The organism is Niastella soli, assembly GCF_017742245.1.
GTDB lineage: Bacteria > Bacteroidota > Bacteroidia > Chitinophagales > Chitinophagaceae > Niastella > Niastella soli.
On the sequence record NZ_JAGHKO010000001.1, the window covers coordinates 2,663,308 to 2,675,917 of the forward strand.

Below are 12,610 nucleotides of genomic sequence, written 5' to 3' on the forward strand. Positions count from 1 at the left end.
GATGTATTTATGATATGGATAAAAACATTGTTATGTTGCAAAGAAGGCTGATTAGCGTATGTACCTTTTTCCTGTGTTTTATTACCGGTTTCGGACAGGTAAACCTGCAAACGGGCAGTGCAACGTTTGGGTTACCTATGTTTAACTGGAATGACAACAAGAGCAGGTTAAAACTTGATGTGGCTATGAGCTACAGTTCAGGAAGTGGATTAAAAGTAAATGATGTGGCTTCGGACATCGGACAGGGTTGGACCCTAATGGCCGGTGGCGTGATCTCGAGGATGCAACTTGGCGAACCCGATGATCAGAAAGCTTACGGCGATAATCAGAAGGAGGGTGATATCACCAAGTATCCGGATGGTTATTTGTATGCCTTTTACAGTAACCCACCTGAGGCGGGTTGCCCCGTGGGACTTACGAAATACCCCATTTTCGGATCGAAGAACCAGGTATACAAACAAAATAACAAGGTAGCTGCCGATAAGCAACCCGATTATTTTGCCTTTCAGTTCAATGGTAAATCGGGCATGTTTGTCGTGAACCCCGGAACAGGCAACACCTGTTCTATGATCGGCGATTCGAAGATGAAGATCACTTTTCAAACCGACGAAAACCTACAGGACATAAGAACCACCATCACTTCATTTACCATACAGGATGTGGATGGATTGATCTACCGGTTCAAAGATCACGGAATGGCGAAGGTACTGGAATCGAATTTTACTGATAAAAATTTGGTAACCCCGCAAACCCAGCCTGAGTTTAAATCGGGTGGCGTATACCATCAAAAGGGTTTTGAGAATAATAAATACGTTAAACCATGGGTGATCGGAAGCTGGTATCTGTCTGAAATTGAAGATCCTTTCACCCACCGGAAAATAACGTTTAGCTATAATACAAGAAATATAAACAGGGAGGCAGGAGTTGATTTGTCGTACGAAGCAGAAGGTAATTACGTCGTTGTTACGCACAAAAACTCTATCTGTAAATCGCCTGTAATAGCAACTATTGCCTGTGAAGATGGTCACCGGGTTACTTTCAGGTATGGCAAACCCAGGATCGATATGCCTGGTGATAGTGCGCTTACTTCCGTTGATATTACTTATACCGTTAAGAACCGGGATAACATAGACGCTACCAGGAACCTGGCAAGGTATCAGGTAAACAATACTTATTTTGTGGCGAACCGGTATGGTACGCCCACATCGATTTTTGAAAAAAATATGGCAAGGCTTTGCCTGCGTTCCATAAAGAAGTTAGGGATTGATTTGAAAGATGATGCGTTGCCCTATTCGTTCGACTATTACCTGGGTGGCTCCAGTACCAATGGTGATTTTGTGCCGCCGCCGTTTTGTGTAGCGCATGACATTTGGGGGAACTATAACGGATTTAATAATACCGGTTATTTATCAAACCAAACCGAAATCGTATCTCCATATTTTGGGGTATCGGGGCTTTCCTTTAACCAGTTAAAAGGGTTGTGTTATATAAAGCAGGGCGTTTCGGGAGTAGTATTGAATCCGGCAAATGGATTGGCTAAAAACGGGCTTTTAAAGCAGATTGTTTATCCCACAGGCGGTACCCTTTCTTATGAATATACGCAGAACACAGGTGTATTGAATGGCAGCTCACAAATGGTGGCCGGTGTACACGTATCAAAGACCAGTGCAACCGATGGCGGTTATTCAAATGGATGCGCCAATCCTATCACTACCTTATACAACTACGTTACAGCTACCAACGAATCGTCATTATGGGGATTGGAAATGCCTGATAATTCCAATACAACCGGTATGCATTACAATGCCGAAAAAAAGAATTACCGGTACAGTTGGGGAAAATGTAAAGGCAGTCTGTTTGGATGCTGTTACTGGGCTTATCAGTATCCGGGCATCCAGTCACAGAACCAGGCCATAGACCTGGTGGGGATGCAGCATTTTATGGAAACTGCCGAACCTGTTTTGGGTGCTTTATCGGGAGTAATGGCTGTTGTTGATATTGTAATGGTTATAACGGGCAGTACCGGCGTATTATCAATTGTTGCTGCTGCATTAGATGTTATAAGCTCTGTTTTGGTAACTGCTTTAAGCTGTACAGACGGAAGCCACCCCAAGGATTTTAATACAACTAATTATTATAGTTACGACCTGAACGGCGTTAGTCCGCTTCCTACCCAGTTTAAGCGGGTAGAAATTATTGAGGGGAATGGTGTCAATGGCAAAACAATACAGGAATTTACAAGTTCAGACGAATACGGCCTATGGGTTCCCAATAATTCTATTATGTCGGCCCGCCAGCGATATGGCAGTTGGATGTATGGTCTGCCAAAGAAAATCACCATTTATGACAAGGATGGAAAAAAGGTAAAGGAAACGGAGAACGCCTACAATCCGGATCCGGCAATTACAAAATCACCTATTATAGTTTTTAATACTTCAAAACCGCTGGCCGCTTGTAAGTGCAATGTAAAATTCACTTCATCTCAACGTTCAAGCGACTGGGTGCAGGATAAGTTTCAAAGTATGAATACGCTTACCAGCGATAATACAATGGATGTAGACCTTTACTATATTTATACAGGAAGAATGGAGCTGCTCAAAACGTACGAACGTACCTTTAAAAGGGACGATCAGAGCCAGTATATGGAAAATGTTACGGAATACACGTATAGTCCGGCTGCCAATTATGAGGTGAGCACAATTACAAGCAAACTGAGCAATGGATCAAAAAGCATAAAAAATATTAAATACAGTGGCGAATTCAGCGGCGGTACGTTGGATGTGATGAAGAGTAATAATATAATTGCCACACCTATTGACGTTATTGAAAAGTTATTGGACGGCAATAATCAAACAACCGTTGTTAATGAATCTGTAACCGAATTCACGCAATTGCCTAACGGTGATGTACGGCCCGTACGTACCCTGGTTGAAAGAACCAGCAAACCCCAGCCGTTGGGAGCCTGGTCATTGTACCAGGGGCCTAACAGTGGAACTGATTACAACAAGTTTAAAATAACCCAGCAATTTACTTATGATGCATCGGGTAATTTAACCGGTGTACAAGATGAAGGCAATAGAACGCTTACCAATATTTACGATTATAAAGATAAATATGCGGTGGCTGCTGTTATAAATGCAGATGTTACTACAGATAAGGCTGCCTATACAAGTTTTGAAACGGAGAAATTGGGCGGCTGGCAGGTGTCTGGCGCAGTTGGGTATGTAAACACCCAGGCTATTACCGGTACCTGGTCATTGAATTTGGCAGGCTCTTCTATTTCGGCGCCGGTAAATGATAAGAAACCATACGTTTTATCGTTCTGGGCAAACAATCCGGTAACAATTGCCAGTAATGCTACCCTGGTAAAGTCGGCCCCGGTAATTAATGGGTTTACTTATTATGAATACAGTATTGCAAAGGGTACGGCTTCAGTCATTGTAAGAGGAAATGCCGTTATCGATGAGTTAAGATTGTATCCGCAAACAGCCAGAATGCTTACCGTGGCCTATGATCCAATAATAGGTAAAACCGCAGAGTGTGATGAGAATAACCGCCTTACTTATTATCAATATGATAACATGGGCCGGTTGCTTTTCGTAAAGGATGAGAACAGTAACATTGTAAAAGCATACGAGTATAACAGCATTTCAAACCCAACTGGCTGTCCGGGTGCTTATCACAACAATGAGATAACAGAGTATTTTACCAAATCTAATTGTGGCCCGGGTTATATAGGCGGACAGGTTCCCTATACCGTTCCTGCCAATAAGTATTCCTCCATTTATAATCAGGAAGATGCCGATGCCCAGGCTGAAGCTGAGATAGAAGCCAACGGTCAATTGACAGCTGACCAAAGTAATAATTGTATTAAAGTATATTATAACGAAGAAAAGTGGGAGGATTTTGAAACGGAGAGCTGCGATGACAGTCACATAGGTGGCAAGGTAAGGTATACTGTTCCTGCCAACAGGTACATGTCAACCGATCCGAATGAGCCCAACCAGATGGCGTTGGATGAGATCAAGGCCAATGGGCAGGCATATGCCAATGCGACGGAACACATGTCATGTATCCTTGATACTGATCCACATTGGGTATCAGAAGAAGGAGCCCCGAGCTATTGTCATAATGTAGATGGACAAACGCCTGCGCATTTAATGGTATTGGCAACAGATATGAATCCCAACAGTCCCACCTACAATACCACCAGCTATCAGGATAACGGCCCCGGCGATGCATGTCCGTTTGCCTATTATAACGATAACATAAATGGAATTTATTATAAGCAGAATTGCTCAACTGGTGGCCCCAATCCTTACCCGGCAACGGTAGCCCCCGGGATCTATCATTCTGATAATTCTCTTGCAGATGCCCAAAACCAGGCAGTGCAGGATGCGCAAAGGCAGGCAAATACGTATGGTACTTGTCACGAGCCTTATGTGACAATGGCTTGGGAGAACTTTGGTAGCGACTGGGCTTATGTCGAATTTTTTAACCTGACCACTGGTGTGAAATATGTTTTCAGTCGTAAACCCAACAACGTCGATTATCAAGGTCGTATAAGTGTGCCGCCAGGAACCTATAATATCACGTTCAGTAACTCTACTAACAATGTTCTCCTCCATGATTATACATTTGGATGTAACGGCAGCAATTGTAGAAATGAAATATATGGTCAGACGGGATCCTATACGTTTCAGAACGTTAGTATAGGCATGGACTTGATGAATTATTGGATCAGTGTCTTTACCCACAATTAAAATAAAAACAAAAGCATTTGTTATGAAGCATATAATAAAGACCATTAAATGTTTATTAGCAGCGCTGGGTAATCATATTGTTTTTTCGTCGCCAATCATGCAGCGGGTCATGAACATGCCCGTCATAATAAATCAACCTGCCCCTGCCAGGGTAAATAAAGTGGAGTTGAAAAAGAGCTAGTTAAAATCAGTAAGAGTTATCCTTATAAATAAAACATGGTGATGTTACATATAAAATTTTTCAGGGCAAGTATGATATGCCTGTTGATGGTGGGGGCCATTTCGGTTGCCAATGCGCAAAAGTGGAACCCCAACCATGCCATCGGCGTTACTTCGGGAAAATATAATTATCAAAACGGTCAGGTGCCTGATCAGCTGGTGGATCTTTTTCCGGCCGCTAATTCCTCTGCCAACTTAAGTTACCAGTGGGAGTATTGTTATACGCCTAAGGACGAGGATTTTCAACCAGTGCCCGCTAGTGGATCGGGTGTTAGTTATTCACCCCCGGCATTGACGCAAACCACTTATTACCGGAAAAAAACAACCAATACGGCTGGTGCTTTTATTTATTCAAACGTGGTTAAGCTCACCCTTGTGCCAGCCAATTGGGAAGACAAAAATTACATTCGTAAGTACAATGTACTGGTGCCGGGTATCAATAACCAGCAACAGATAGATCAATTGCCTATTGGGCAAAAACTGCAAAGCACCACTTACTTTGATGGCCTCGGGCGTGTTGTGGAACAGGTAGACCGGGAAGTAGCTACGCCGGCACAAGCGGGAGGTGTTTGGGGCGATGTTGTACAATTCAGTGAATATGGGGAATTGAGAAGGGAAACAAAAAAATACCTGCCTTATTCCACTGCTAAAGAATCGGGAAAGTTTAAAACGGTCCCAGCAACTGACCAGGCGCAGTATTATGCAAATATGTATAGCGAAACATCAGCTTATGCATCTTTGGAGTTTGAACCTAACTCGCTGAACCGGGTTAAGAACGGTAAAAAGCCGGGTAGTTCATGGGCCGGCAATCAGGGACAATCTTTTAAATACGAATTCAACAGTGCCGATGAAGATGTGAAATATTTTACCCCGGGGTATGGGTCGGGTGTAACTATTGGCGGAGGTACACCTTATCCTGCCAATATGTTGTATAAAGTAACCACTTACGATGAGAACAACAAGATGGTGATTGAATACACCGACAAATCGGGACAAATGGTTTTAAAAAAAGTACAAATTGCCGATGTTCCTTCTGTGGCGCATGATGGCTGGCTGTGCACTTATTTTGTGTATGACCATTTGGGTTTGCTGCGTTATAAGATTACTCCGGAAGCGGTAAAATACCTGCAAACAGTGAACTGGACCATTGGCGGCGGCAATGACCCCGATAAGGATAAAATTTTTCATTCATTATGTTATTCCTACGATTACGATGATAAAGGAAGATGTACCTGGAAGCAATCGCCCGGTCTGGAGCCTCTGAAAATGATCTATGATCTACGTGACCGGTTGGTATTTACCCAGGATGGAAATCAATACAAGAAATCTGAATGGCTTACCACTATTTATGACGAGCTGGACAGAATTAGCCAGACAGGTTTGTATACCACATCAAAACCCATCGGTACGTTGCAGGTTGATGCCAATAATGACATTACCACAAGTACGGATATAGATCCCAATTCGAGCGCCAATTATTTAAAAGTACCTGTCCGGGTTCCGAATACGCCCTTGTACCAGGCGGGAGTAAGCATTGAATTCCAGGATGGGTTTGAATCTGCCCCTGGTGAAGAATTTGTTGCACAGATCGATCCCTCGATGATCGTGTATAGGACCTGGTGGAACGGGCCCATACTACCAGACGATATAGCTGACCCGTCGAAATACATGGCCTTGCGTTATAACTATTACGATGATTACAATTATGCGGGGGCCAAACCTTTCGATAATAATTATAAGAACTCCCTTGCCTACAGTGGTGATCCTAATATAGATCCCGTTGCAAAATCGTCCAGGACTATAAACATGGTTACTGGATCAAAAGTAAGGGTACTGGGCAGCAACAACTTCATAATGACAACGGTTTATTATGATGATAAGGGCCGGGCAATTCAAAATATTGAGGACAATATAAAATCCGGTTATGATGTGGCTACCTCTCAATATCATTACGATGGCCGGTTGTTAAGTACCTGTTCCGACCATACTACTTCTGGAACTGGTTATACCAACTTTATAACCCTTACCAAATTCAATTTCGACAAACTGGGAAGGATTACTACCACAGAAAAGAAAATTGGCGACAATCCCTTCCAGACCATTTCAGCCCATGACTATGACGACCTGGGCCGCCTTAAAACCAAACACCTGGCGCCGGGTTATACAGGCGGTGGTAATAATGAGCTGGAATCGCTGAATTATAGCTATAACCTGCAGGGAACTTTGACCGGTATAAACAAAGAGTATGCATTAAAATCTTCTACTGGTACCGGTTACGACAGATTCGGTCATTTCTTTGGGCTGTACCTGGGTTATGATAATAAAGACCATGCTTTCACCAACGCACAATTGAACGGCCAGGTAGGAGGTGTATTATGGAATAGCCAGGGCGACGACGCACAGCGCAAATATGAATATACATATGATAATGCCGGGCGTTTGAGCAAGGCCGATTTTACCGAGCAACTACATGCCGGCGAAGGCTTTAGCAACAGCAAGATGGACTTCTCAGTAAACGGTAATGGCGGCAAAATAAACTACGATCTTAATGGCAATCTGTTAAGCATGTTGCAGAAAGGGGTAATACCGGGCAATGCAACGCCGGTAGTTATTGATGACCTGGCATATGCCTATGAAACCAACTCGAACAAACTGATCTCAGTTACCGATAATTCGCCGCTTAACAGTAGTGGCATGAATGGAAAATTCGGCGATATGAAAGATGGTGCCAACGGAACCGGAAACGACTATGTATATGATGACAATGGCAACCTGGTAATTGACCTGAACAAGAATGTAAAAGAACTGGAGAACCAGGTAGGCGCCAACGGGATCAGTTACAATTTCCTGGATAAGCCAGAGAAAATACGAATTGCCGGAAAGGGTACTATCCGTATCGTTTATAACGCCAGGGGCGAAAAGCTACAACGGGTATTTATACCCGAATCTGGAGCCCCCGCCACTGTAACTACGTACATCGATGAGTTTGTTTATCAGCAAACCGAAACGGTAACCACCACGCAGGCCCCGCCATTTGCTACTACCGGCGGTGATTTGTCGTTCATTAATTTTGAAGAAGGACGCATCCGGGTAATTGTGCCTACCTTGTTGAACAATGGCCGCAACGCCATGCAAATTGCCGGCTCGCTTACTTTGCCTAATGCAAAAGCGGGTGTATTCGATTATTTTGTACGGGACCACCAGGGCAATATGCGCATGGTATTGACGGATGAAACACATATTGCTTATAATACCTGTACCATGGAAGCAACGAGGGCAAATGAGGAAAAGGCTGTATTTGGACAAACAGGTGCGGCTAATGAAGTGGATGCCACCCGCCATCCTAAACCCGATGGTTGGAATGATGCGGATGTGGAGGCTTCTGTTAGCCAGTTAGGAAATATAGCTGGTCACAACGTTGGGCCTAATACGCTTCAAAAAGTGATGGCTGGTGACCAGGTAACCACTTCTGTACAATATTACTACGAGGCGGCTACCGGTGGCAGAAACCCCAATTTTGTAACCACCCTGTTAACCAGTCTTGGACAGGCCATACTGGGTGGCGGGGCAACTGACGCGGTGAAAGCAAATGTTACGCAGATCAATAATCAGTTGAATGGCACAGACGGATTCCTGAATGCCGCCATGCCTACAGATGATGGCACTATAAAACCCAAGGCGTATTTAACGGTTTTGTTCTTTGATGAACGGTTTAAATTCATCGATGCCATGGATGGTGGGGTTGCGCAGCAACAGGTAGATGGTTCCGTAGGTAGCTTGGGCTTAGGCACCATAAAAGCGCCACGCAATGGATATGTATATGTTTATGTAAGCAACCTGAGCGATCAGGATGTGTATTTCGATAACCTCAAAGTGGGTATAACAAGAGGGAATATTATTGAAGAGAACCATTATTACGCCTATGGATTGAAGATTGCTGCTCTCAGCAGCCGTAAAGCAGCTGATGTAAATGAAGGTACTATCAAAAACAATTACCAGTACCAGGGTGAGTTCAGCGAAATGGATGATGATCTTTCCTGGAATGATTTTGCATTGCGCAGCTACGATCCGCAGATTGGTCGCTGGGCGCAGGTCGATCCATATGATGAATTTGCTTCTCCCTATACGGGTATGGGCAACGACCCCATTAATAACATAGATCCGAGTGGAGGAAGTATATTTGAAGGAGTAACCCTGGCCGGCCGCCTTGCCATAACCACTATTGTAGGTGCTACAGCGGGGGCCATAGCAACCCATGCTACCGGTCGCGATAGTTGGGGTGATATTGGTATTGGTGCCGCAGCAGGCTTTTTAGCAGGGCTGGGGACCGTAAATTTACAGCTGGCGCTTAACCTGGGTATCCATTCGGCGAATTATTTGGCAGCGGCCATAAATATAAGTCCTGTTACTTTGCCAGCGGGTACCGGAGGTAAAATAGAGGAAATGAACAAAGCCACTGGTGATCCTGTTGGACCTAAAGTCGATAATGCGGATGTAATTCCTCTTGTGAACTCGAAAGGTGAAAAAACGGGAGAACTGTCAATAGTTTATAAAAATAATTCCCAGCAGATGAAAGAGGGTTTACAAGTACAAGTGGAAATTACAGTATTTTATAAAAAATTTAAATCGAAGCTTACTAATTTTAACTGGATTCAAACAGCAAGGTTTAATTTTAATAGTGGAAGTAAGGATGAAAAGGATCAGGAGATAAACGACCCTGATGTGGGAGGGGATGATCAACCATTTTACTGGAATAAAGATGAGCCACAAAGAAATAAATACCCAGGATACAATGCAAGATTTTGGGACAGACCCTCCAGAGCCTGGATACCCGGAAAGGAAATGTATTGGAAAGGGGAACTTTCATTAGTAGGTAAAAATTCCTCTGGAAAATATCAGGACATTTTAACCATACAGTATGGATGGCGAATTGATAAAACAGGTAAGATAATAACAATCGATAAAATAACTTTTGACCCTCCAACAAAATTTCAATTAAAATATATTAATCTGGCAAAATGAAAATAATCTTAGCAATCCTGATCTCTTTATTTAGCGCTTGCTCTTATTCTCAATCTGATGCAAAAATTATAGCATTTGATCATGCCGGAGATATGAATAAAGCAATGACGACAGTTATTTTGTCCAATAAAGATTTTAAGGCTGTAAAGAATCATGAAATTCTAAAACATAAGGACCCTACTTACTTTTATAAAATTAATAATGGATTGCTTGACGCTTTAATTGACAAGCTCTCTAATGATAAAAATACAGAGAAGGGAGATGAGGAAGAGTTAGGCGTTTTTATGACATCTGTAGAGCAGAAAGGCAAAATTGTATATTTTAATAATAAAACATTTGAGGATGCAAAGAAAACAATGACTGACGTTATTGCTTTTCTTAAATCCAGAAAAGATACGGGCAGATTTATTGAAATGGTCGAGCGCATCGGTAAGGAAATTGATATCCGTAGTAAACAGAAAGACCAAAATTTGTAATGAATAAAATGAAACCATTCACACCCCATATCCTTTTTTCTGGAATGCTGGTCCTGGCCCTTTCCTGCAATACAGGTTCAAAAAAACATCAGCAGCCTGTAGCAGATAAAACAGACAGCACAAGTAAAGAAGTAGTACAATCGGAGACCGCTGAAGGTGATAACCCGGCTTATCACCTTCGGTTGAACCTTGCAAAAGGTTCAACCTATCATTATACGGTTGAATACGAAACGAATACCGGCCTGGAAGTGGCAGGGAAAAAGATAAATGTCCTTAACCAGTCAGAGATAGGAGTTACCTATGTAATAGATAAAGACAGCGCCGGCAATTATTTGTTTCAGGTCAAGTATGATAAAATTCACATTCGTACCAAAACAGGAGATAAGGAAACGGAGTATACGGTGCCTAATGCGGAAGGAACGGCTGATCCGATGGAAAAAATGCTGGCTGCGCTGAAAACGGCCAATATTGTTGCCACCGTTACTCCCGCAGGTAAAGTAACAAGCATTACCGGTTACCAGGGATTGAGTGATAAAATGCTGGCGGGTTTAAATACAGATGTTCAATCGCGCAAAATGGCGCAGGCACAATTAGAAAAAGTTATCGGAGAAGGCATATTAAAGAAGAACATTGACCAGCTATTTAACCTGTACCCTGATGCCGCCATTCATGTAGGCGACAGCTGGAAAACGAGTGCAACGCAAAAAGGAGAGATCCCATTAGATGTACAATTAACTAACAAGTTAAAAGATATAGATGATGATATAGCTACTATTAAATCGAAAGGGGTTGTAAGCAGTAATAAAGCGGATGCAAACATTATGGGGCAGCAGGTAACCTCTTCGCTGCAGGGCGAGCAAAGCGGTGAATCCGAGGTGGAAATCAAAACCGGGTTATTGCTTAGCAGTAAAACTAAAACCGATGTGCAGGGTACCTTGCAAATGATGGCACAGGAAATTCCCGTTACTATAAGATCTGAGGTAAAAGTAGATCGAAAGAAATAATAGAAACCGCTTCAACGGACAACAAACCCACTTCGAATTATCGGAGTGGGTTTTATTTTTTCGGAAGTGTCCATAAACGGTGCTTTTCGGTTTCGAAGGCCTCTCGCCGGGCAGTAACCGATTGAATTGATCATTCAAATGGGAAGGGCAGCTATTGCAGGCATCTCAGAAAAACACTATCTTGTCCCTTAAACGAACATTCCTATCTTATGAATCTCTTAAGCTACAATGCGTTTCTGTTAGGCGCTATTATTTTTTTAGCTGTTTCCCTTTGTAATTTAATGTATATATGGCTTTGTAAAATTTGGAAGATAAAGATTGTAGAGGTTTCAATTTTCTTAAATCCAGGGTTTTCTTTAGTCAAAAAAGAAGTTAATGGCATCGTATATATATTAGGTTGGTTGCCAGTGGGAACTATTATTAAACCATTGGGAGAATCAAAGGAGGATCTGGAAAAAATGGCTATTGAAGAATTGCCATATACTTTTTCGAGTAAGTCCAGAACAAAACAGGTGTTATTTCGACTTTCAGATTCTCTGGTTTGGTTAGTTTTCTTATTCGTAAGTCTATTTGCCTTGAAAGGACCTGGTAATATACTGAGGGCTATCGATGAAATGTTTAATTACGTTGAATTCGCCCTCAAAACAATGTTTGATTCGAGTTTACATAATGAATTTGTGAATAGAACAAATAGCCTGCTAATGGATAGTAATATTATAGCTTTCGCTTCGATATTATTAATCGTCATGTATCTGGTTATTACCCCGCTGTCAAAGATCCCGAGCTTGTTTCCCGAGGATGGAAGAAAAACCAATGGGCTGATAAAACTAATAGGCTATGCCGTAGGCATTTTTGTGACGTATATGACCCTTTGGAAAATCCCTAAATTTGTTTTTCCATTTTTTTCATTTGGCCAGATAATAAGCTACCTGATTAGTTCTCTCCTGGGTCTATATATTGTAGGTTCATTGTTTTTTTTGCTTACAATGTGTGTAGCAAAATTTAAAACTAAGCCAGCCTTTTAGTCGCTGGTGTCATTGGGGATTGGGTTTTACTTATGTAACTGCATTCTGACTGCCTGCAGGCGGCTAATAAGCTCCTTGGGTATTAAAAAACAATGTATTCT

6 protein-coding genes are annotated in these 12,610 nt (G+C 42.4%); all 6 read left to right on the plus strand.

Translation table 11 applies throughout. The features are described 5' to 3' along the window. Positions 1-32 precede the first annotated feature (32 nt). Positions 33-4,763, plus strand: a complete 4,731-nt coding sequence (locus tag J7I42_RS11000; RefSeq protein WP_209138828.1) for a DUF5977 domain-containing protein — start codon at positions 33-35, stop codon at positions 4,761-4,763. Between the two features lie 22 nt (positions 4,764-4,785). After that, complete coding sequence (locus J7I42_RS11005; protein WP_209138829.1) at positions 4,786-4,944, plus strand: hypothetical protein; 159 nt, start codon at positions 4,786-4,788, stop codon at positions 4,942-4,944. 71 nt (positions 4,945-5,015) lie between these two features. Continuing rightward, positions 5,016-10,004 carry a DUF6443 domain-containing protein gene (locus J7I42_RS11010; protein WP_209138830.1) on the plus strand — a complete coding sequence of 1,663 codons (4,989 nt, stop codon included), beginning with the start codon at positions 5,016-5,018 and terminating at the stop codon, positions 10,002-10,004. Then, complete coding sequence (locus J7I42_RS11015) at positions 10,001-10,480, plus strand: hypothetical protein (protein ID WP_209138831.1); 480 nt, start codon at positions 10,001-10,003, stop codon at positions 10,478-10,480. Before J7I42_RS11010 ends, J7I42_RS11015 begins: the two co-directional genes overlap by 4 nt. 8 nt (positions 10,481-10,488) lie before the next feature. After that, a complete protein-coding gene (locus J7I42_RS11020; RefSeq protein WP_209138832.1) occupies positions 10,489-11,484 on the plus strand; it encodes a DUF6263 family protein in 996 nt (331 codons plus the stop codon). A 209-nt stretch (positions 11,485-11,693) separates the two neighbouring features. Then, the gene (locus J7I42_RS11025) at positions 11,694-12,509 is read left to right on the plus strand and encodes a hypothetical protein (protein WP_209138833.1); all 816 of its coding nucleotides are present in this window, start codon (positions 11,694-11,696) and stop codon (positions 12,507-12,509) included. Positions 12,510-12,610: the final 101 nt, after the last annotated feature.

Bases quoted from the DNA above. Each gene is read 5' to 3' on its own strand.
- J7I42_RS11020 (WP_209138832.1), top strand. From the start codon at position 10,489: ATGAAACCATTCACACCCCATATCCTTTTTTCTGGAATGCTGGTCCTG.
- J7I42_RS11025 (WP_209138833.1), top strand. From the start codon at position 11,694: ATGAATCTCTTAAGCTACAATGCGTTTCTGTTAGGCGCTATTATTTTT.
- J7I42_RS11005 (WP_209138829.1), top strand. From the start codon at position 4,786: ATGAAGCATATAATAAAGACCATTAAATGTTTATTAGCAGCGCTGGGT.
- J7I42_RS11015 (WP_209138831.1), top strand. From the start codon at position 10,001: ATGAAAATAATCTTAGCAATCCTGATCTCTTTATTTAGCGCTTGCTCT.
- J7I42_RS11010 (WP_209138830.1), top strand. From the start codon at position 5,016: ATGATATGCCTGTTGATGGTGGGGGCCATTTCGGTTGCCAATGCGCAA.
- J7I42_RS11000 (WP_209138828.1), top strand. From the start codon at position 33: ATGTTGCAAAGAAGGCTGATTAGCGTATGTACCTTTTTCCTGTGTTTT.